Annotated in this window: 14 protein-coding genes and 1 pseudogene; 9 read left to right on the forward strand and 6 right to left on the reverse strand. The window is 60.6% G+C overall.

Translation table 11 applies throughout. From position 1 onward, the window contains the following. Positions 1–5: 5 nt before the first annotated feature. The 3 genes and pseudogenes from ACVI9W_RS22125 to ACVI9W_RS22135 form a co-directional block, all read right to left on the reverse strand. Positions 6–761, reverse strand: a complete 756-nt coding sequence (locus ACVI9W_RS22125) for a methyl-accepting chemotaxis protein (protein ID WP_371261999.1) — start codon at positions 759–761, stop codon at positions 6–8. A gap of 102 nt (positions 762–863) precedes the next feature. After that, positions 864–2,132, reverse strand: a pseudogene (locus ACVI9W_RS22130) (cache domain-containing protein); the annotation flags it as partial. Positions 2,133–2,210: 78 nt separating this feature from the next. Beyond that, entirely contained in the window at positions 2,211–3,563 is a 1,353-nt protein-coding gene (locus tag ACVI9W_RS22135) for an APC family permease (RefSeq protein ID WP_461531204.1), read from the reverse strand. A 770-nt stretch (positions 3,564–4,333) separates the two neighbouring features. Here ACVI9W_RS22135 and ACVI9W_RS22140 point away from each other — a divergent pair. The 3 genes from ACVI9W_RS22140 to ACVI9W_RS22150 all read left to right on the forward strand — a co-directional run bounded on the left by ACVI9W_RS22140 (position 4,334) and on the right by ACVI9W_RS22150 (position 11,898). Next, entirely contained in the window at positions 4,334–5,122 is a 789-nt protein-coding gene (locus ACVI9W_RS22140) for a toll/interleukin-1 receptor domain-containing protein (protein WP_461531205.1), read from the forward strand. Positions 5,123–5,205: 83 nt separating this feature from the next. Beyond that, positions 5,206–10,806 carry a DUF7379 domain-containing protein gene (locus tag ACVI9W_RS22145; protein ID WP_461531206.1) on the forward strand — a complete coding sequence of 1,867 codons (5,601 nt, stop codon included), beginning with the start codon at positions 5,206–5,208 and terminating at the stop codon, positions 10,804–10,806. Positions 10,807–10,836: 30 nt separating this feature from the next. Further along, positions 10,837–11,898 carry a TIR domain-containing protein gene (locus tag ACVI9W_RS22150; RefSeq protein WP_461531207.1) on the forward strand — a complete coding sequence of 354 codons (1,062 nt, stop codon included), beginning with the start codon at positions 10,837–10,839 and terminating at the stop codon, positions 11,896–11,898. A 2-nt stretch (positions 11,899–11,900) separates the two neighbouring features. Here ACVI9W_RS22150 and ACVI9W_RS22155 read toward each other — a convergent pair whose 3' ends face one another. After that, positions 11,901–12,815, reverse strand: coding sequence for a LysR family transcriptional regulator (locus tag ACVI9W_RS22155; protein WP_461531208.1), 915 nt, complete (start codon positions 12,813–12,815; stop codon positions 11,901–11,903). 169 nt (positions 12,816–12,984) lie between these two features. Here ACVI9W_RS22155 and ACVI9W_RS22160 point away from each other — a divergent pair, with 169 nt between their 5' ends. Genes ACVI9W_RS22160 through ACVI9W_RS22170 form a run of 3 tightly spaced genes read left to right on the forward strand, consistent with a single transcriptional unit; the run spans position 12,985 to position 16,586 of the window. Beyond that, positions 12,985–14,289, forward strand: coding sequence for an MFS transporter (locus ACVI9W_RS22160; protein WP_461531209.1), 1,305 nt, complete (start codon positions 12,985–12,987; stop codon positions 14,287–14,289). Between the two features lie 28 nt (positions 14,290–14,317). After that, positions 14,318–15,547 carry a Zn-dependent hydrolase gene (locus tag ACVI9W_RS22165; protein ID WP_461531210.1) on the forward strand — a complete coding sequence of 410 codons (1,230 nt, stop codon included), beginning with the start codon at positions 14,318–14,320 and terminating at the stop codon, positions 15,545–15,547. A 10-nt stretch (positions 15,548–15,557) separates the two neighbouring features. Next, positions 15,558–16,586: a histone deacetylase family protein gene (locus ACVI9W_RS22170; protein ID WP_461531211.1), complete on the forward strand. Its 1,029-nt coding sequence runs from the start codon at positions 15,558–15,560 to the stop codon at positions 16,584–16,586. On the opposite strand, the gene ACVI9W_RS22175 is transcribed toward ACVI9W_RS22170, so the two are convergent. Then, a complete protein-coding gene (locus ACVI9W_RS22175; protein ID WP_461531212.1) occupies positions 16,562–17,581 on the reverse strand; it encodes an AraC family transcriptional regulator in 1,020 nt (339 codons plus the stop codon). The two genes, ACVI9W_RS22170 and ACVI9W_RS22175, sit on opposite strands and share 25 nt — an antisense overlap. Beyond that, positions 17,578–18,498: a LysR family transcriptional regulator gene (locus ACVI9W_RS22180; RefSeq protein WP_461531857.1), complete on the reverse strand. Its 921-nt coding sequence runs from the start codon at positions 18,496–18,498 to the stop codon at positions 17,578–17,580. Before ACVI9W_RS22180 ends, ACVI9W_RS22175 begins: the two co-directional genes overlap by 4 nt. Positions 18,499–18,595: 97 nt before the next feature. On the opposite strand from ACVI9W_RS22180, the gene ACVI9W_RS22185 reads away from it, so the two are divergent. From ACVI9W_RS22185 to ACVI9W_RS22195, 3 genes are all read left to right on the forward strand, one after another. Next, a complete protein-coding gene (locus ACVI9W_RS22185; protein WP_461531213.1) occupies positions 18,596–19,444 on the forward strand; it encodes an AraC family transcriptional regulator in 849 nt (282 codons plus the stop codon). Between the two features lie 110 nt (positions 19,445–19,554). Beyond that, on the forward strand, positions 19,555–21,354 hold the full coding sequence (locus tag ACVI9W_RS22190; RefSeq protein WP_461531214.1) for a DUF1302 domain-containing protein: 1,800 nt from the start codon (positions 19,555–19,557) through the stop codon (positions 21,352–21,354). A 14-nt stretch (positions 21,355–21,368) separates the two neighbouring features. Continuing rightward, complete coding sequence (locus ACVI9W_RS22195; protein WP_461531215.1) at positions 21,369–22,706, forward strand: DUF1329 domain-containing protein; 1,338 nt, start codon at positions 21,369–21,371, stop codon at positions 22,704–22,706. The last annotated feature ends 36 nt before the right edge of the window (positions 22,707–22,742 follow it).

The raw sequence follows: 22,742 nt of genomic DNA on the forward strand, positions 1-22,742 counted from the left end.
AACGGCTACACCTTGAACGTCGCCATCAGCCCCTGCTGATGATTGGCCAGGCGGTTCAGCGCCTGGCTGATCTGTGCCGACTCCTCAGCCTGCCCGGACAGCGACTCAGTCACATCACGAATGCTGGCGACGTTGCGGTTCACTTCTTCGGCCACAGCGCTTTGTTCTTCGGCGGCAGAGGCGATCTGCAGGTTCATGTCGGTGATCACCGCCACCGCATCGCCGATCCGTTGCAGGGCCGGCACTGCCTGTTCGGCCTGGGCGACGCTGCCCTGAGCCTGACGATGGCTGCTGTGCATCGAACCGACCACTTCGCGCGTGCCTTGTTGCAGGCCTTCGATGACCACGCGGATCTCATCGACCGAGTCCTGGGTACGCCGGGCCAGGTTGCGCACTTCATCGGCGACCACGGCAAAACCGCGCCCGGCTTCCCCGGCACGCGCCGCTTCGATGGCGGCGTTCAGGGCCAGCAGGTTGGTCTGCTCGGCAATCGAGCGGATCACCTCAAGCACCGAGCCGATCTGTTCGCTACGGCTGGCGAGCTGTTGCACTTCTTCCATGCCGGCAGTCATTTCGCACGCCAGCTGTTCGATCGCGCGGGTAGTGGTGCGGATCAGCTCCAGACCTTCGCGGGTGGCAAGGTCGGCACCGCGTGCCGCTTCGGCGGCTTGCGCGGCGTTACGCGCTACATCCTGGGCGGTGGCGCTCATTTCCTGCGAGGCGGTGGCGACCTGGTCGACTTCGCGGTATTGCTGCTGCATGCCGGCGCTGGTCTGGCTGGCAATCGCCGCCGACTGGTCGGCGGTGCTGCGGGCATCCTGGACCGAGGCTTTGACGTTGGCGATCACTGGTTGCAGCTTGTCGAGAAAGCGGTTGAACCAGCCCACCAGCTCACCCAGTTCGTCTTTGCGGGCATAGTCCAGGCGACGGGTCAGGTCGCCTTCACCGCTGGCGATGTCTTTGAGCATTGCCGCGACCTTGAGGATCGGCCGGGTCACGCCGCGGGCGGTCATCCAGATCACCAGCAGGCCCAGCACGACGGCGCCAAGGGCCATCAGCAGGCTGGTCAGGTTGGCGCTGTTGTTGTGGGCGTCCAGGCGGGCATTGAGCTCGATGGCCGGCGCCTGCAGGACCTGCTCGGGTACCTCCAGCAACACGCTCCACGGCTGTGCGCCGGGCACCGGAGCGAACGACTGGCTGACCTGGAGCATGCCGTTGGTGGTGACGTCGGCCGCCTTGCCTGCACGCATCTGTGCCGCCAGGGCACTGGCCTGCTGGCCGAGCACGTCTTCGATTTTCTTGCTTAGCTGGCTGCCGTCGCGGCTGTGCCCGGCCAGCAGGCCGGAGGGGCTGACGATGCTGACCTGGCCGTTGCCGTCGAACAGTTCCTGACGGCCGTCGAGGCTCAGTTGCTGCAGGTTGTCGAGGCTGATGTCCAGGCCCATTACGCCAATCACCTTGCCGTCCTGCTTGAGCGGGATGGCGACGCTGGTCATCAGTGGCGTACGGTCGCCGACGGTGTCGAAGTAGGGGTCGATCACGCAGGTTTCACCGGTTTCCAGCGGGCAGGTCAACCAGCGGTTGTAGGCAAAGCCGTTGGCGCCGAGGCTGGTGTCGGCGAGCATCGATTCGGGCATCGCCTCGGACTCCAGCTGGCCGGGTTGCGGTTGTGACCAATAGAGGGAGTAGCGTCCGCTTTCATTGCTGCCCACCTCGGCTTGATCGATGAACGCGGCGTCCTTGCCATCGAGGGCGTCGGGCAGGAACACCAGGTACAGGCCAAGCAGCTCAGGGTTGTCGCCCAGTGCTGTCTTGGCTTGTTGAGTGAGCGCTTGACGCAGGTTGTCGAGGCCCTGGGCCTTGAGCACCATCACCAGGTGCGAGACGCCGTTGCCATACAGGTAGGCGTCCTTGAAATAGCGTTGAATGCGCACCGCCTGCAACTGGGCATAGGTCTGCAGGCGCAGGCGGGCGTTCTGGTCGAGCATCTGGGTGTTGGCAGTGTTGACCAGTGTCGCGCTGCGGCTCGATTGAAACAGCGCCGCGGTCATCAGTAGCACCACGATGACCAGCAGGCAGAGGCCGGCGAGCAGGGTGATCTTCCATTGGATGAGCAGGCGGCGCAGCAGCATGGTGACGTCCTTGTAGGTTCAGGGATGTGAACAGCAAAAGCCCGTCGATAACGACGGGCGATTTTTTTCTATAGATCTTTACTCGGCAATGAAACTGGGTGGTGCAACCTTGAAGGCCTTGGTCAGGTACGCCAGGTACAGCACACCCAGCGCAGCCCAGACACCGCCGAACAGCAGCGAGTGTTCATCAAGGTCCAGCCACAAAATGGCGATGATACAAAAGCCTATCGTCGGCACGACCAGATACTTGAGCTTGTCGGCCAGGGTCTTGCTGCGCCCTTCACGCAGGTAGCAGTGCACGATTACCGAGAGGTTGACGAAGCTGAAGGCGACCAGGGCGCCGAAGTTGATCACCGAGGTGGCCGTCACCAGGTCGAAGAAAATCGCCGACAACGAAATGAAACCGACGATGACGATGTTGATGGCCGGGGTTTTCCACTTGTCATGCAGGCGGCCGAAGTAGCGTTTCGGGATCACATTGTCGCGACCCATCACGTACAGCAGGCGCGACACGCTGGCTTGCGAAGCCAGGCCCGAGGCCAGGGTGTTGATGAAGGTGCAGCAGATGAAGATTGACTGGAACAGCTTGCCGCCGACATACAGGGCGATTTCCGGCAGGGCGGCTTCGTGATCCTGGAAGCGGTCCATGGTCGGGAAGAACGACTGGATGTAGAACGACACGACGATGAACACCAGGCCGCCGATCAGCGCAATCAGGAAGATCGCCCGCGGGATGACCTTTTCGGCGTTCTCGGTTTCTTCCGACAGGGTGGTGACCGCATCGAAGCCGAGGAACGAGAAACACAGAATGGTAGCGCCAGCGACCAGGGCGTTGAGGTGGGTGTCCTCACCGGCAAACGGCAGCAGGCTCCAGGTCGTGCCCAGGCCTTCGCCGCTGTGCAAGCCGCGGATGGTCAGGTAGATGAACACGCCGATGATGACCGCCTGAATGGCCACGAAAAGGGTGTTGAAGTTGGCCACCAGGTTGATGCTGCGGATGTTGATCAGGCTCATGATGGTGACAAAGCCGACCACCCAGGCCCAGGCCGGGACTTCCGGGAACATCACCGACAGGTAGAGCTTGGCCAGCAGGGCGTTGACCATCGGCAGCAGCAGGTAGTCGAGCAGCGACGACCAGCCGACCAGAAAGCCGACATGCGGGTTGATCGCCCGGCGCGTGTAGGTGTAGGCCGAGCCGGACTCGGGAAAGCGCCGTACCAGCGTGCCGTAGCTGACGGCGGTGAAGAGGATGCCGAGCAACGCCAGCACGTAGGCGCTGGGCACATGCCCGTCGGTAATGCCGGAGACGATGCCGAAGGTGTCGAAGACGGTCATCGGCGCGATGTAGGCCAGGCCGATGATGACCACCTGCCAGAGCTTCAGGGTTTTTTTGAATTGGCTACCGGCTACTGCGGCGTCATTACTGTGCATGCCGGGCGCGCTCCTGAGTCAGGGAGTGACGGCGGCGGGGTGAAGCAGTGAGAACGGGTCCTTTGTTCTGCTGGAAAGGTGCACGGGAAGAGACTGGCATGATGGATGGCGCTTGCCCATATTGGGTTGAAATTATTTTTATGAGCCGTTAGGCAGGAGGGAAAATAAGAAGGGTGACAGCTGTCTGTCAATTAAATTCTTACAAATCGTGTCGATTCGTGACAGGTAATTTTGTCTATTTTTTGTGATGTACGTGTAACTCATTGATTTTTTTGGAATAAAATTCTCATCTGCATGTCTATTAAAGTTGACGACCGTAGGCTTCTCGATCTATTTGATCGATTTTTATCGGTCTTTTTCAGTGGCAGGCGGAGGTAGGGGGAGGCGCCGACGCGGGCAACCATTGCCTAGGGGCTGTGGCGGGTCTCTTTGCTTGGCAGGGTCCGTTACTCGCGGGGTGCTGTTGTTTTGTCTTAATTGATATTGGAAGTTGTCCTGCGTGGTGTATTTAACACCTGATAGTGATAGCTCGACTTGAGCCGTGGTCTGCGTAACTAGAGTCGAAACAGTATCGGCGTTGAAACACTGTATTGTAAGTTTGTTGGGGTGTCGTAGAAACAATCGGTTTTGTGTTGCGCTCTGATAGTTCGAAATAATATAAATCACGACGCTTCCAATAGTTAATCAGAAGCTAGCGTTTAGTTTAAGCCGGAAAATTTGCGATGGTTGCAGATCCGTCGCGCTGAAAATGCAAGCTAAGGTGGTGCGGCATGTCGGATGTGTTCATCAGCTATGCGAGTGAAAACCGTAAGCACGCACAATGGCTGGCGACTGCCTTGGTAAATCAGCGGTATACGGTATGGTGGGATCGCGAGTTGCTAGCTGGCGGCGTGCCGTATGGTGATGTGATAGAGCACGAACTGACCTTGGCCAAACGAGTGATCGTGCTCTGGTCCGAGCACGCCAAAAGGTCCATTTGGGTCAGAAGCGAAGCGACCAAGGCCTTGGATAAAGTGGTCTCGGTGCGAATCGACGACGTGACGCCGCCACTGCCGTTTGACGCCCTGCAAATAATTGATCTCAGTGATTGGCGCGGAGAGGAGGGCGATGCGTCCTTTCAGCAGTTGTGCAGAGCGCTCGGTAGTAAGGTAGCTCCTCCGGAAGTCTCGTGGATTAGATCGCTACTCAAGTTCGTTCGTCGCTACCGTGTGCTTTTTTCGATGCTGGGCCTCGCCGTGGTGGTTTATCTGGGTGTACTGCTTTATCCATTCATTGTGGTCGCTGATTTATATACTCATCCCGGCGGTAGTTTCGAGCGTAAAGGTGGTGTTTGGGTTGAATACCCTGAATACGCGCCTGGCCATAATTTCACGTTTTCCTCTGCAGGATACGACCCTTCCTACCTGTATCTGTATGACTCAAGTCGCCACCAACCTGGAGATTCTACCCGGGTGTTTTACATGCGTTTACCCCTCAGAGGCGGGATGGCGCAGTGGTCTTATCCCAATCCGTTCAATTGGCAGGACTTGTACAGGATTACGCCTGGGTCCCCTCGATAAAGGGCCTGCCAGGCAAGGATGCCATCGTTATCGATTGCATAGCGCCGGGTGCTTCCGGCCAACTTGCGGGCGAGGAAACTGTCGTGATCTTGACGTTCATTATTCCCGGCCAGGAACAGGCCTTACGCTCTTCCGGGGCTGCTCAGGCGCTCCCGGCCGGGTTGGCTCAAGGCACCGTCAAACAATCAGTGCGGGTCAGTACCTCGCGTGGTGTTACCAGCGAGGTGCTGATTAATGCCAATTCTGAGACGGATGTTATCGCGCTGCATATCGTCGATGGCCCGGTGCTGGTGCTCAATCCGCAGACCGCGCGTGATTTGTTTCTGGCGCAGAATGGTCAGCCCAAGACAGAAACCAGCAGCACCTCGGCGGCGTATCTCAGTTGCGTGCGTGTTACTCCGCAGATGCAGTGGCGCGGCCTGGAACAGCGAGAGGTGGAAACGCGTGGCACCAAGCGAGGATTCCTGGGGGGCGTGTTCCTGGCATTGGTGCAGGTCATTTCCGGCGTGGCCAAGGCAAGGGTCGCCACCGCAGTGGCCAGAACACTTGTGGAGCAGATTGATGATCAGGTGATTCCCGGCGTCTACGCGCTCACGGCCGACACGCTGGCTGGGCTCAAATCCGCTACACGGCTGCCCTGTGTTGAACCGGCCTTGAATGGCAAGCCGTTGCTGGTGCTGTTGCACGGTACCTTCTCAAGTACCCAGGGTACCTTTGGCAAGTTGTGGAGCGAGCATCCTCTGAAAGTCGCCTCACTTTTCAAACACTATGAGAACCGTGTCTACGCTCTGGAACACCCAACGCTGGGAACGAGCCCGATCGCCAATGCACTGGCCCTGGCTCAGGCATTGCCCACCGGGGCCAGGATCCACCTGCTGTCCCACTCACGAGGCGGCTTGGTCGGGGAGGTCCTCGCACGTGTCTGTGGTGATCCGCATCTTGATGTCGACAAGATGAATGTGTTGTTTCACGGGACCGAATATCAGGTGCAACGTGAGGAGCTGCACAGGCTGATAGAGGTGCAGCGCATGAAGAGCCTGCAGATCGAACGATTTGTTCGAGTCGCCTGCCCAGCCCGCGGAACGCTGCTTGCATCCACTCGGCTGGATGCCTTTTTATCTGTATTCAAATGGACGCTCGAACTGGCCGGGGCTTCTGTATTGCCCGCGCTGATCGACTTTCTTGCCGAAGTCGCGCAACGGCGTACTCAACCCGAGGAAATCCCCGGCCTCGCTGCGCAGATGCCTGGCAGCCCTCTGGTGCGCTGGTTGCATGACATTGATGTTCCGATCCCTGGCGAACTTCGAGTGATCGCAGGCGATCTGCAAGGTAGTTCGGTGGGCACATGGTTGAAGACGCTGCTTGCTGATGCCTACTTCTGGACCGACAACGACCTGGTGGTGCAGACCAGTTCGATGTATGGCGGCACACAACGTCGGAAGGCGTTAGGCTTCATGCTTGAACGTGCGAGCAAGGCTTCGCACTTTCAGTACTTCAGTAATCCCCGGACGGCCGAAGCGATAGTTAACGGCTTGATCCAGGACTGCCCCCAAGGTTTCCGCTCCATCGGCCCCTTGTCCTGGCAAGGCGAGTCATCCACAGGCGATCGGGGAGGCGTTGGCGGACCAGTAAGTGACAAGCCCGCAGTGTTCATCTTGCCAGGCATTCTTGGCAGCAATCTCAAGATCGGTGAGCAGCGAATCTGGATTGCACCAGGGGTAGTCAATAGCCTGCGTCGCCTGACCTACGGTGCGGAGCCGGTCGAGCCGGACCATCCGGTCGGTTACGTCTATGACGAGCTGATGGAGTTTTTGGCTGCCACTCATGAGGTGATCGAATTCGCATTTGACTGGCGCCTTCCCCTGGAGACGGAGGCTGTGCGCTTGGCCAATGCGGTTGAGGCTGCGGTGAGCGCGCGTCAGCGCAGTGGCCAGCCGGTGCGGCTGCTCGCGCATTCCATGGGTGGGTTGCTTGCACGTACCTTGCAATTGGAGGCGCCGAGAACCTGGGAGCGGATGATGGCCAATCCCAAGGCATGCCTATTGATGCTCGGCACCCCTAATGGAGGGTCATGGGCGCCTATGCAGGTTTTGTCTGGTGACGACACTTTTGGAAATGGGCTTGCCTTTTTCGGGGAACCGCTCAACCCCAGGAAGTCGCGCGAAGTGATGGCGGGATTTCCCGGTTTCATTCAACTTCAGGCCGGTTTGCTTGCACCCGCGCTGCGTTTAGACACCGTTGAGGGGTGGGAGGCGTTGGCTGAACGAGATAACGCCTGGCTGAAGAGTCTGGGGTGGTGGCATGCACTGCCTATGCAGCTGGAATTCTTTGAATGGGCAATACCGCCCAAAGATGTTCTGCGAAAAGCCGTCGCGTTGCGTCGTCGGCTTGATCAACAGGATCTTGGTGCTTATCAGAAACAGATCATCCAGGTTGTTGGGCGTGCCGACTTCACCCCGGATGGCTTTGAAGTGAGCGAGCACGGGTTCAGCTACCTCAATGCCAAGGATGGAGGAGACGGCCGGGTTACGTTGACCAACGCCCTGTTACCGGGTGTACGGACGTGGGTGGTGGACGCTGAGCATGGATCCCTGCCGCGACAGCGTATGGCATACGCTGCCTATTTGTCGCTGCTGTGCACTCAACGTACCAGTGCACTGAAAGAACTGGACGACGGCACGAGTCGTGGTACGACTACAGCAATAGCGATAGGGGTGCCCAGGCATGTTCGCAATCGGCCGTTGCAGGCTGCGAACATGGACCCACCGGAAACGATTGGGCAATTGTTCGCCTCGGTATTCAATGCTGTCCCCCCTGAGCCACCGGCTACCTTGTCGCCATTGGCGATCACTGTGGTCAATGGCAATCTCAAATTCATACGCCACCCTTTAATGGTTGGGCATTACAGCAGCAGCGCCTTGGTAGGCGCCGAGCGTGTGGTGGATGAACTGGTGGGTGGGCTGCTTGGCGACGCCTTGCGTATGGGGCTTTATCCCAACCAGGTGTGCAATCAGCAGATCTTCGTCAACATTGCTGTCAACAGCGACAACCCTTTGCAACTGCCAAGGCCAGAGGCCACGATCATCGTCGGGCTCGGTGAGGAAGGTAAGTTGAACGCCTCCGAAATGGTCACTACGGTCCGTCGTGCGGTCATTGCCTGGGCACAGCGGCTGGCAGAGTCACAGCATGGCATCCCGATTCAGTTTGACCTGGCATCCACCTTGATGGGGAGTGGCGGCACCGGTATCACCGCTGGGCAGGTAGCGGGGTTAATTGCCCAAGGTGTTCGCGAGGCCAACAAGCAGTTGAAGGTAATGTGCTGGCCAACCGTAGGGCACCTCCATTTTATCGAGCTGTTCCTGGATCGCGCCATCGATGCGTGGCGGGCTCTGCAGGTCCTTTCTCAAGCCAGGTCGGGTGAGTACAGCGTTGCACCTATCGTCGAGACGGGCATCGGTTGGTTGCGCCGACCGCTTGAAGGAGGGTATCGCAGCGCCAGTTATGATTTCATTTCCGCGATCACCCAATACAACGAAGAGGGCCTGCCTTTTATTGCCTATACCCTGGATACCAAGCGTGCGCGTTCTGAGGTCCGTGCTCAGGCCATGCAGGTAGCCCTGTTACAGGAATTGGTGAGTACCTCGTCGAACACCAATGCGGTCAGGCCTCCGATCGGGCATACCTTGTTCCAGCTCCTGGTGCCGGTGGAGATGGAGCCGTTCCTGGGAGGGACAACAGAAATGCAGATTGAACTGGACAGTTCAACTGCTGGTATTCCTTGGGAGCTACTGGATACTTTGCGTGGCGCCAGCGCGGATGCGAACAGCACCGAGCTACCTTGGTCAATACGCGCCAAGTTGCTGCGCAAGCTGCGCACCACAGAGTTTCGCAGCAGTGTCGTCGATGCCACCCAAGGCTCCCACGTGCTGGTGATAGGTGAGCCGAACATCGACGATCCGCTCTATCCGCGTCTTCCCGGGGCGCGCGCCGAAGCAGAAGCGGTCAAAACAATGTTCGTGGAGTTCTTGGGGCCAGACAGAGTCAAGGCGCTGATCAGCGATGAGAAGAGTGCCGGCTTGGAAGTAGATGCCCTAACGGTGACGAGTGCATTGCTCGAGCGCGATTGGCGCGTCGTTCATATCGCAGGGCACGGCGAGCCCCCCAGGTTAGTCAACGGTGCCGCGCGCAACCATGTTCCGGAAAAAATGGGTGCCTCCCGAGGGGTGGTCCTGTCAAAAGGTATTTTTCTCGGGCCTACCGAGATCAAGAGCATGCGGGTGGTGCCGGAGCTTGTATTCATCAACTGCTGCCACCTGGCAGCCACCGATGGCAATGAAGTACTGGCGCCAATCCTCAAGTACGACCGCGCGCGTTTCGCCGCAAGCGTCGCGGAGGCGCTGATCAACATCGGGGTACGTTGTGTGGTTGCAGCGGGCTGGGCGGTTGAGGACGGACCGGCAGAACGCTTCGCTACGCGCTTTTACGAAGCGTTGCTCAGAGGAAACCGCTTCCTGGATGCGGTGGCGCTTGCCCGTGAGGCAGCCTGGATCGCCTCGCGTGGCACGGGGGGCAACACTTGGGCTGCCTATCAATGCTATGGCGACCCGGACTGGGTGCTTGATCACAGCGATGAAAACACCCCGAAACTGGGGCAACCAGCACCTGAGGCAGCTGAGGGGATTTCTTCTGCGCCGGCGCTGATCCTGGCTTTGGAAGCGCTGGTTGATGACAGCCGTTACAAAAAGATCGACCAAAAGCGAGTCAGGCAAAGTTTGGAGAATCTTGAGACCCGCTTTGCCCAGCAATGGCCCGAGTTGGGCGAGGTTGCACAAGCCTTTGGTCTGGCCTGGGCCGAGGCCGGTCACCTGGACAATGCCATCTACTGGTATCAGCGGGCGATCGCTACCAACGATGGCGGCGCTTCGTTCCGGGCATGTGAGCAGTTGGGCAACTTGCGCGCACGGCAAGCCTGGAGGTCTGTTGCCGAGCTGGATAAAACCATGCCGCCTGCGCAGGTACGCAGTGCAAATGATCAGCAGGTTTTTGATACAGCCGTTGCACGGGCACGCAAGGAGCTCAAGGATGCCTTGAAGCAATTGACGCGACTCTGTTCCATCCAGCCGACGCTTGAACGTCAGAGTCTATGTGGCTCTGTGTGCAAGCGACTGGCGTTGCTCGAAGCGGCTGCGGGACAGGGCGATGCAGAACGCAAAGCCATCGCCCAGATGAAAATCTACTATGGAAAAGCCGAGTCGCTGGCGCTACAGAGCGATGATCCGCAATGGTATTACCCAATGCTTAATCGGATTGCGGCCGAACTGATCGTTGGCTCTGGGGCGAATATCGCTCAACTTGAAAGCGAACTGAGCATCCTGCGTCAAAGGCTCGAACGATTGGTTAACGATGAGCCGAATTTCGAGACAGTATCTTCCCTGATTCAGGCCAAGCTCTATCTGGCACTGGTGAGTAACCGGCTCAACGATGAGTTGCCCTTCCTGGAAGGCGAGCTGGACGACCTTCATCGGCGGGTTCCGGCCATTCTCAAATGGGGATCAGTCTATGATCAGACCAGGTTCGTCCTTTGTCGGTTGAAGCACGCGCAAAATGCAGGGCCTGAAGCCTGCGCACACTTAGCCGCTGTCGATCAACTGCTTGGGCGACTCAAGCAGTGGGTGGAAAACTAGGTGAGCGCCTGTCGTCACGGAGGTGAGGACATGTTTTTGCTGGACCTGGACGAGCTCTTGCAGCAAGCCAACCAGGCGGGAGAAGACAACGATCGCAGGTTTGCCCGTGATGTGTTCATCAGTCACAGACAGTCTGATAAGCCGATCGAGTTCATACAACGCTTGAAAACCTGTGGTGTTCAAGTGGCTTGGGACCTTGATCTCGATCTACGGGATCGGCGCGTCATCAAGGCCATCTCGCGTCTCATGTCCACCTCGTACTCTCTCGTTCTGTACGTGTCATCCACTTTTGAAGACTCTCTCTGGTGCAAAGCGGAATACTTGAGCGCATTGCAGAGTGAACAGGATGGCGCGCCGACCAGAGTCATGGTCGTACTGCAAAACGAACAAGCCCGGGAACGCGTGCCTCCGGTTCTAAGCGCGGCTCCCTGCTACCTGGCAACGGATACAGATGCGCTGGTGGGCGTTCTACTGGAGGGTAATAGCAAGGTTGCTGACCCCTTGAAGGTCAGTGTCTCTGTCTTGCAACTAAACGAGGCTGTACTGAGCACAGAAGAAATCCTCAATCTCCTCGAGCAACGGCTGGAGTACTGGGTCGAGTCTGCTGGTGACCTGGTGAATGTGGGGGAAGACGAGAAACGACTGGCCTACGTACTGGAACATACAGGTCAACCCTATACCGAACTCGAAGATATCCTGCGTGACGTCAAGAACTGTGCGGTTGGCAGAGATGAGGTCTATACGCGCCCACTGTCCATCATTAGCTTGCAAAGATTGGTCTGTATAGGTCAGCGGGTTGCCCATTGCTTAGCTGACGATACCGCTTCGCACTCGGCAGCCGCTTCGCGAGTGTGGATCTATGGATTGATGCTCTGTCCGTTGCTTTGTGCTGTGCTGAATGACACGACCAGGCAATCGGCACTCCAGGTCTATGAGTCGATTTGCCAGCAACTGGAAAATTCACCCGAGGCTGTATTTGTACCTGTGTACCGTCACGTCGCTGAGCGTGTGGTGCTTGATCCGGAAAACATCGAAAACATCCTGCTGGAGGCCATGGTGGAGTACCTGCCTGCGTATGAGCGGCCGCAATAGCGTCACAGATACGCTTGCAGCGCCTCGAGAAAAACCGACTCTGCCCGGCTCATGCGCTGTTCCCGGTTCCACAGCAGATGAATATCGACATCGGCGATCCCCTCGAGCGGCGGCAACGGCCAGAGCAACCCCGCTTCGACATCCGCGGCCACCACATGCGCCGGCAGGCAGCCGACACCAAACCCGGCAATCACCAGGCGCCGCACTTCCTCCAGGCTCGGTGACGAGGCGACGATGCGCCCGCTGAAGCCTTGCTGATCGCGAAAGATGGTCAGCGGCGAGAGCATGCCGCCGATTTGGTCGCTGGCGAAGCTGACGAAGTTCTCACGTTGCAGGTCGCCCTCGGCGACGTCTTTTTTGCCGTAGAGCCCATGGTGCTTGCCACAGAAGAACCCATAACGCTGGCTCAGGAACAGGCGCTGCTCCAGGCGTGGCTGCGGCCGGCGGTTGAGGCTCAGGCCCAGGGTCGCGGTCTTTTCCTGCAGGGCGCTGACGATGTCGGAACTGCGCATCACGTCGATTTCCAGGTCGACCCGCGGGTGCTGGCGATGAAAGTCAGCGAGGAAGCTGTCGAAGCGTTCGCAGACGATGCGGCTGATCATCAGCAGGCGCACCTTGCCAATCACCTCGTCGGCCGGTTGCTCGAGCACGCTGCTGACCTGGGACATCTGCCCGTAGATTTCACCGGCCAGGTCGAAGATCTGTTCGCCCACCTCGGTGAGGGCAAAGCGCGGGCCGCGGCGGGCGATGAGCTGGCGCCCGAGCTGTTCTTCCAGACGCTTGAGGGCCTGGCTCACCGCTGGCTGGGTCAGGTGCAGGCGCGCGGCGGCGCGGCTGATGCTGAGCTCCTGGCCGATCACCCGGAAGGTGCGCAGCAGGTTCCAGTCCAGGCGGTCGTTGAGCAGGCGATCAGGCATGGCAGGGCCCTCTGGCAACAATATAAGGGTGGCTAATAATCCGAATAATAAATAGAAAATTGACTAATCATAGCCCCGAGACAAAAAATCGTTGTCACACAGGCGACACCAGAGCGCCGCGAACGCACCGTTCCCTCCTGCCAGAAAAATAATCAAAGGAGCCTGACCCATGAAGCCTTCCGCTTCGCCCCAGCCACGCCGGGCTGCGGCCGCCGCCTTTATCGGCACGATGATCGAGTGGTACGACTTTTACATCTACGCCACGGCTGCGGCGCTGGTGTTCGGGGCCTTGTTCTTTCCCTCGGACGACAAGCTGTTCAGCACCATGGCCGCCTTCGGCACCTTCGCCGTGGGCTTTTTCGCCCGGCCCCTGGGCGGCATTGTCTTTGGCCACATTGGCGACCGTATCGGGCGCAAGAAATCGCTGGTGATCACTCTGGTGATGATGGGTGTGGTGACGGTGTGCATCGGCTTGTTGCCCACTTATGCGCAGATCGGCGCCATGGCGCCGGTGTTGCTGATTCTGCTGCGCATCGTCCAGGGCATTGCTGTGGGCGGGGAGTGGGGTGGCGCGGTACTGATGGCTGGCGAGCATGCGCCCAAGGGGCGGCGCAACTTCTTTGCCTCGTTCGCCCAACTGGGCAGCCCGGCCGGTTTGATCCTGTCGCTGCTGGCCTTCAGCGCCGTCACCCGTTTGCCGGAAGAAGACCTGATGAGCTGGGGCTGGCGCCTGCCGTTCCTGGCCAGTGCCCTGTTGCTACTGGTCGGCCTGGCGATTCGCCTGGGGGTCAACGAGTCGCCGGAATTCCTCGCCAGCCGCGAGCAGGCCAGCAAGGCCAAGCGCAAGGAGCAGGCACCGGTAATGGAGGTGCTGCGCACGGCCTGGCGCCCGCTGCTGTTGTGCATTGGCGCCAATACCCTGGGCATCGCCGGGGTGTATTTCACCAACACCTTCATGATCGCCTACAGCACCCAGCAACTGGCGCTGCCGCGCTCGCTGATCCTCGAATGCCTGTTCGTGGTGGCGATCATCCAGTTTTGCATCCAGCCCATCGCCGCCTGGGCCGCCGAAAAGATCGGCGCCACGCGTTTCCTTTGCCTGGTGTCGCTGCTGGCCATGGCTTCGCCGTACCCGATGTTCGTGCTGGTCAGCTCCGGCCAGGCGCCGCTGATCATTGTCGGTATCGCCTTGGCAGTGGTGTGCATGGCGTCGTTCTACGCGGTGATCGCCGGTTACGTCAGCGGCATGTTCGAGACCCGCGTGCGCTACACGGCGATCTCCATGGCCTACCAGGTGTGCGGCGCAATCGCCGGTGGCCTGACGCCGCTGGTGGGCACCTGGCTTGCGCATGAATTTGTGGGTCAGTGGTGGCCGATGGCGCTGTTCTACAGCGTGATTGCAGCGATCTCGCTGCTCTGTGTACTGGCCCTGGCGCGTCGCCATGCCGCTGCCCATCGTCTGGAAATGGCCTGATTTGTTAACGAATACTGGAGTGGTTGCGATGTTGAAAAGCAACGGCGAACGCCTGTGGGCGAGCCTGATGGCCATGGCTGAAATCGGTGCGACGGCCCGTGGCGGCAGTTGCCGTCTGGCCCTGAGCGAAGAAGACAAGGCCGGCCGCGAACTGTTCGCCCATTGGTGCCGCGAAGCGGGCATGGCCCTGAGCGTCGACCCGATCGGCAACCTGTTTGCCCGCCGCCCCGGCACCGACCCCGAGGCGGCCCCGGTGATGATCGGCAGCCACCTCGATACTCAACCGGAAGGCGGGCGTTTCGATGGTGTGTACGGCGTGCTGGCCGGGCTTGAGGTGGTGCGCTGTCTCAACGACCTGAAAATCCAGACCCGCAAGCCGCTCGAAGTGGCAGTGTGGACCAACGAAGAGGGTGCACGTTTTACCCCAGCCATGTTCGGTTCGGCGGTGTTCACCGGCGGCATGCAGCTTGAGGATGCTCTGGCGGTACGCGATGCCGAGGGTGTCAGTGTCGCCGAGGCGCTGCAGCGTACCGGGTTTGCCGGTAAACGTCCGCTGGGCGGTGCGGTGGATGCCTATTTCGAAGCGCATATCGAGCAGGGCCCGATCCTTGAGGACAACGCCAAGAGCATCGGTGTGGTCAGTGGCGGTCAGGCCATTCGCTGGCTCGACGTGCAGGTCGAAGGCATGGCCGCACACGCCGGTACCACGCCGATGCCGCTGCGTAAGGACGCGCTTTACGCTGCTGCGCCGATGATCCAGGCGATTGAACAGCTGGCCTGCGACTTCGCCCCTCAGGGCCTGACCACGGTCGGCGAGCTGAGCATCAGCAAGTCCTCGCGCAACACCATTCCGGGATTGGTGCAGTTCACCGTCGACCTGCGTCATCACCTCGACAGCGCGATTGACGACATGGAGCAACAGGTCGGTAAACGCCTGCAAGCCATCGCCGCGCAACGTGGCCTGAAGGTCAGCATCAGCCGCCACTGGGTTAGCCCGGCAACGCCGTTTGACGCTGACTGTGTGGCCGCCGTGCAGGCTGCCGTGGACGGTCTGGGCTATGCCCAGCAATCGATTGTCAGCGGCGCCGGTCACGATGCGATCCTGCTGGCGCGCTATTGTCCGACCGCTATGGTATTCATTCCCTGTGTCGGCGGCCTGAGCCACAACGAGGCGGAAGATGTACTGCCCGAGGATGTGCGCCGGGGCGCCGATGTATTGCTCAATGCCGTGCTGGCCCGTGCTGGCCGGGCCGAATAAGGAGAAGCTCATGCGTTGCTACTTTCACCCCGAACAGCTCTTGCACCATCCGCGCAGTTACTTCTCCCGTGGGCAGCTGCGCACGCCGCAGGAAGTGCCCGAACGTGCCCGCAATCTGTTGCAGGCGGCGCAGAATCTCGGTTTCGACATCGTTCAGCCGGACGATGCCGGCTTGCAACCGTTGCTGGCGGTTCACGGTGAGGGCTACCTGAACTTTCTTCAGGATGCTCACCCGCGCTGGCAGGACATCCCCGAAGACTGGGGCGATGAGGTGATGTCGAACATCTTCGTGCGTGAGTCCAATGCCATGCGCGGCATTCTCGCCCAGGCGGCCTGTTACCTGGCGGACGGCAGTTGCCCGGTGGGTGAGCTGACCTGGCGTTCGGCCTACTGGTCGGCGCAAAGCGCAGTGGCCGGGGCCAGGGCGTTACTCGACGGCGAGCCTGCGGCTTACGCCTTGTGCCGTCCACCGGGGCACCATGCCCGCGCCGAAGCGGCCGGTGGCTTCTGCTACCTGAACAACGCCGCGATTGCCGCCCAGGTGTTGCGCGAGCGCTTCAGCCGCGTGGCGGTGCTCGACACCGACATGCACCACGGCCAGGGCATCCAGGAAATCTTCTACGAGCGTGACGATGTGTTGTACGTCTCGGTGCACGGTGACCCGACCAACTTCTACCCGGCGGTCGCCGGTTTTGCCGACGAGTGCGGCAGTGGTGCGGGGCTGGGCTACAACCTCAACCTGCCGATGGCCCATGGCGCCAGTGAGGCGGACTTCCTCGGCCAGCTGGAAGTCGCCCTGGCAGCGGTGAAGGACTTTGCTGCCGAGGTGTTGGTGTTGTCGTTGGGCTTCGATATTTACGAGCTCGACCCGCAAAGCAAAGTGGCCGTCACTCGCGAAGGTTTTGCTGCCTTGGGTGAACGTATCCGCAGCCTGGGTGTACCGTGCCTGATTGTGCAGGAAGGCGGTTATCACCTGGAAAGCCTGGAAGATAATGCACGGGCGTTCTTTGCCGATCAGCAGGACTGGCGCGTGCGGTAGGTGCCAGGTGCGCAGTCGAACCAGCGCAGACAAGCCCGGTGAAAGCTTTGCACGTCGCTGTAACCAAGCTGGTCGGCGATCTGCACCAGCTCCAGCGCACTGCCTTGCAGCAGGTCTTCGGCGCGGTAGCGGCGGTACTCGTCGAGTAACTCGGAAAAGCTCCAGCCCAACGCTTTCAAGCGCCGGGCTGCGGTGCGTTCGAGCAAGTGCTGGCGGCTGCAGAACATCGGCCAGCGCTCACTGTCGGCCAGGTGCACGGCCAGGTGATCACTGGCCAGCTCCAGCAAGGTCGGTTGGCTGTTGTGCCGGGTCTGTTGCAATAGGTCCACCAGCATTTGTTCCAGCGCCTGGTTGCCGGGGGTGAGCGTTTGTTTGAACAGTTGCGGGTCAAGGTGAATGCCATGTTCGCCATGGCCCCAGCTGACCGGCGCGCGCCAGGCCTGCCAGTGTGCGCCGCTATCGGCCGGTGCCGGGTGGGCCAGCTCGATGGCAATGATCGGGTCCTGCTCCAGGCCGCTGGCCAGCAACTTGCGCCGCAGCAGGCTGCAGATACTGGTAAGCATGTAGTCGGTGATCGGCGCGCTGGCCTTGAGGCTGCCGCAATCTTCCAGACGCAGGGTCACCTGCCGCTCGCTATGCTCAATGCGCGCGCGAAAATGGCCGTTGAAAAACGGAAAGTACTCGACGAAAAAAGCGCAGGCGCTGTCCAGTGAAGCCGCCACATCGAAGAGGTAGGTCAGGCCATTGGTGGCGGTGGAGACGAAACGCCGGCCGGCGGTCAGACCGATCAGCGGGTCACCGGTTTGCGCCAGGGCCAGGCTCCAGAAGCGTCGCGAGAGCACCAGCGGTACGCGCAGGAAGGGTGTGCGCAATTCGAACAGGCTGCGGCGAAACACGCCTTCAATCAGTGCCTGGTCGACACCGCGGGCCTGCAGTTCTTCGATGGCCGGCAGCAGGGTCGGGGCGTAGAAAGCATTGGCCGGTGCCGGGTTCATGGGCGCCCCGCCAGCAACTGTTGATCCACCTTGAGGATGGCGTCGATCATCGCCTGTGCGGCGGGCGTCAGGCTGCCGCCGACACGGCTGACAATGCCGTACTGCAGTTGCAGGTCGGGATCGTTGGCATCCAGGTCGACGAAACTGAGCAGACGCAGCTCACCAACATCGACACGCTCGCTCAGGGCTTCGGCAGTGGCCAGACCGATGGCATCCGAACGCATCACCACCCGGCAGATCGCATCGAACTGGGCGCACTCGACGCTGGTGACAAAGTCTTCCGTGCCCTGGGCGCGGGCGAGGATCTTGCGGATCATGGGCGGGATTCGCGTGCCGGCAATCGGATAGTCGAGCAGGGCGCTGAGCTTGAGCGCAGCGCAGTCGGCCAGCGGGTGCCCGGCGCGGCAGAAAAAGCGCCCGCGCCGAGGCCGCAGGACCTGTACCTGATAGCGCGGATCGTCCTTGAAATATCGCGAGTCGGCGACCAGAAACTCGATCTGCTGCTCCTTCAGCCAGTTCCCCAGCTGCTCCCAGTCACCCAGATGAAAGCGCGTGCGCACCAACGGGTGGTCGTGGATGAACTGCGCCAGCGCCTCGGGCACCAGCAATTGGGCCGGATAGGGGCCGCTGCCGAAGTTGAGTTCGCCACCTTCCAGGCCGTTGTACTGCAACAGCTCGTTGTGCAGGTTCTGGCTGCCGGCCAGCAGGCGCCGGGCATGCTGCAGCACGAGCTGGCCCTGGCCGGTCAGGCGGAAGTCGCGGCTGCCTCGCTCGACCAGAACGCAGTCCAGGTCGCGTTCCAGGGTCTGGATACTGCGGCTGAAGGCCGGCTGGCTGAGATTGACAGCGTCGGCGGCGCGGACAAATCCACGGAAATCGGCCAAGGCTACAAAGTGACGCAGTTGGCGTAGATCCACCATGCACCTCTTGCATGTTTCAGATACTTTTTATGCATTTGATCGATAGTGTAGCGGCTGGCATAAGTCTAGTCCTGTCCTTTTTCTGTGACTTGCCATGCTTGCCGCGCCCTTTGTGTCCAGTGCTTTCACCCGTACCTTGGTGGCTCATGCCCAGGGCTGTGGCCTGCCGGTCGAGCTGCTGTTGCAACGTGCCGGCATTGAACCGGCTTGGCTCGAAGGGCACGGCAGGGTCCCGGCACTGCTGGTCGAGCAGTTTCTCGCAGAATGTGAGGCAGCCGGTGCCGGGCGCGACTTTGGCTGTGAGCTGGTGCCGGGCATGGCTACTCACTCTTTGCAGGGGCTTAACATCCTCCTCGATTCCGCCGCCACGCTACGTGCCAGCCTTGAGTGTTTTATCCGTTACCTGCCGCTGGTGACCAACTGCATACGGGTCAGCCTGGAAGAGGAGGCAGGCCAGGCACAGCTGCAGGTGCGCCGTTATCAGCACCAGCCGCATTACTACATGCTCGATGCTGCGGCACTGAGCCTGGTGCGCAACATTGCCCGGCGTGCCGGCAAGCCGCCTGCCCGCCTGTTCAGCCACGTGAACCTGTTGGCCGGGCAAGCGGCGGGGCCGTGGTTGCACGGCTGGGGCGTGGCGACTTCCGAGGGCCAATGGCTGAACCTGCAACTGACGCCGCAGGCGTTGGACCTGGCGTTACCCGGGGCCAATGCCTTCCTGCACCAGAGCATGCTGCGCCAGTGGCAGGGGGCGACCGATGACGGTGGGCGCAAGGACAGCCTGCACCTGGCCCGGCACTGGTTGAGTGCGGGCGACCAGCCGATCGAACGCATTGCCGAGCGCCTCGGTTACCGCCAGCCGAGCAACTTCATCCGCGCCTTTCGCAAGCAGTTTGGCGTCACGCCCAAACAGTTTCGCCTGAACGCCCTGCAGGTGATGTAACGCCAGCACCGGTGTTTGCGCATGATCATTTTTTGTCGTGCGCCGCTTGTGTCAGGCGGCGGCGGCTTGGGCATTTTGATCGAGCTGCGTAATCCAACTGGAGCTCGATAATGACAACAATAAGCTCAACCCGAACAGGCAGCGGTGGCCGCTCACCGCTGATCCTGGCCGTCCTGGCGTCTGTCGTCGCGCCTGCCCAGGCGACCACGTTCGACCTCAATGAAGACTGGAGCTTTACCACCCGAAGCACCCTGAGCCTGGGCAGCAGTTGGTCGACCCAGAGCCCCGACCGGCATCTGATGACCCGCGCCAACGCCTTGCAGGCCCAGGGCGTCAGCGCTGATGGCAGCAGTGTCAGCGCCGACGACAACCGACTCAACTTCAAAAAGGGCGACCCGATCTCACAGACCTTCAAGGGCCTTACCGACTTCAGTGTCGATGGCCAGGGACAGGGTGCGTTCCTGCGCCTCAAATACTGGTACGACCACGCCTATGAAACCCGCAACGGGCGCTTCAAGGACTTCGATGACAGTGGCTGGGACGACCTGGCCAGGTTCCAGGGTTTCGAAGCGCTGGATGCCTACCTGTGGAAGGACCTGGAGCTGGCCGGTCATCCACTCAACGTCAAGCTTGGCAAGCAGGTGCTGTCATGGGGCGAAGCCTTGCTGATCCAGAACGGCATCAACGTCATCAACCCGCTGGATATCACCGCCTTCAACCGCCCTGGCGTCGAGATCAAGGAAGGCCAGCTACCGGTGGAGATGCTGTCGTTCAGTTTCGGCATATCCGACACCCTCAACCTTGAAGGCTTCTACCAGTACAACTGGCGGCCCAGTGTGCTCGACGGCTGTGGGATCTTCTTCGCCAGCAGCGATGTGATCCAGCCTGGCTGCGGTCCTTTGTACCTGAGCCAGGTGCTGACTGATCAGCAGATGCAGGCCAGCGGCCTGTTTGCCAGTTCACGGGGCAACGAATCGCCTGCGGACAGTGGTCAGTTCGGCTTCGCCCTGCGCCAGATGCTGCCGGCGCTCAACGATGCCGAGGCGGCGCTGTACTTCATCAACTACCACTCGCGCCTGCCGTACCTGACCCTGGACGCGCGCAACACCAGCTTGCCGGGCAACTTCCCCGGCGGCGGACAGGGGCCGAGCTATGCCGCTGCGTTCCCGGAAAACATCCGTCTGTACGGGCTGAGCCTGACCGCCGTGGAGCCCTACAGCGGTATCTCCCTGGCCACCGAGCTGAGTTACCGACCAAACCTGCCGCTGGCCTACAACGCGCCTGATATCACCACGGCGGTGGTCGCTGGCGCCGCAGGCAGCTCCTGGGTCGAGTTGCCCGCAGGTTTTAACAATCGTGCCGGTGATCGTCTCGATGGCTGGCAGCGCAAGGGCGTGTGGCAATGGACTGGTTCGGCCACCCAGGCCATCGACAACGTGCTCGGCGCGACGCGCCTGAGCCTGTTCGGCGAAGTCGGCGTGGTGCATATCGAGGGGCTGGGCGATGAGCGCCTGGGGCGCAACGCCGCCTTCGGCCGCAGTGCGCCGCGCAATGGCAGCCCCTGCAACACCGTGGCCTCTGGAGTGACCAATCGCTACTGCACCGACCAGGGATTTGCCACCGACTGGTCCTGGGGCTACCGCCTGCGGGCAAGCCTTGAGTACAGCGATGTGCTGCCAGGGATCAACCTGATTCCGGCGGTCAACTGGCGACATGACCTCGAGGGCTATTCCTATGACCCGCTCGGGCCGTTCCAGGAGGGGCAGCAGGCCCTGGGTTTGAGCCTGACCGCCAACTACCTCAACGACTACAGCGTGGAGCTGGCCTACAACGCCTTCTTCGGTTCCAACGACTACAGCACCCTCGATGACCGCGACTTCGCCTCGGTCAGTTTCAAGGTTGATTTCTAAGGAGAACAATAAAAATGCGTATTCATCCCCTGTTGCTGGCGCTGACTTGTGTCAGTACCTGCGTCCTGGCCAAGAGCGATGACCTCGGCGCCCTGGACAAGACCCTCACCCCCATGGGCTCGGAGCGCGCCGGCAATGCCGACGGCAGCATTCCGGCCTGGACCGGCGGCCTCGACAAACGCGCTGGCAGCGTCGATGGCAACGGCGGCTACAGCGATCCGTTCGCAAGCGAAAAGCCGCTGTTCACCATCACGGCGCAGAACCTTGCGCAGTACCAGGCCGCGCTCAGCCCTGGCCAGGTGGCGATGTTCAAGCGCTATCCGGGCAGTTTCCAGATGCCGGTATACCCAAGCCATCGTAGTGCGCGCCTGCCGGCGGCGGTGCTTGCCGACAGCCGCAGTAACGCCAGCAAGACTACCCTGGCCGATGGCGGCAACGGCCTCCATGACTACAGCCGTGGCATCCCGTTCCCGCTGCCGACCGAGGGCATGGAGGTGATGTGGAACCACATGAGTCGCTGGCGCGGTGGTAGTTATGAACGTTTGAGCAGCATTGCCCTGGTCCGCGAGAACGGTGCGGTCAGCTATATCCGCGCGCAGTCACTGGTCAGCTTCGCCGAAGCAATCACCGGCCTTGAGCCCAAGGCCAACGTGCTGTTCATGTTCAAGAGCCGGGTGCTGGAACCGGCGCGCCTGGCGGGCGAGACCGTGCTGGTACATGAGCCGGTCGACCAGGTGGTCGAGCCGCGTTCAGCCTGGCAGTACCTGCCTGCCCAGCGCCGGGTGCGCCGCGCGCCGATGTTGGCCTATGACAACAGTGCTCGTTACAGCAACGGCCTGATCACCGCCGATAACATCGACGGCTTCAATGGCGCGCCGGACCGCTTCGACTGGAAGCTGATCGGCAAGCAGGAACTGTACATTCCCTATAACAGTTACCGCCTCGGCAGCCGGGCGTTGAAACTCGACGAACTGGTCAAACCCAACCACATCAACCCGGCCTATACCCGCTATGAGAAACATCGGGTCTGGGTGGTTGAAGCCACGCTCAAACCCGGCGCCCGGCATATCTACAACAAGCGGTGTTTCTACGTGGATGAAGACAGCTGGCAAATTGCGCAGGTCGATCAGTACGACAGCCGTGGCGAGTTGTGGCGCAGTTCGGAGCTGCACGCGATCCAGCACTACGATCATGATTTCACCTACAACGTGCTGGAAACTTCCTACGACCTGATCTCGGGCCGCTATTACGCCGGGGGGTTGAGCAACGAAGAGAAAACCCCGATGCGGGTAGGCTTCACGGCGAAAACCGACGACTACACACCTTCGGAGCTGCGGCGCTGGGCCAAGTGACACAAGCCCTGCGGGCTTTGCTGGCGCTGAGGCCGG

The organism is Pseudomonas sp. 210_17 TE3656 (assembly GCF_054821965.1).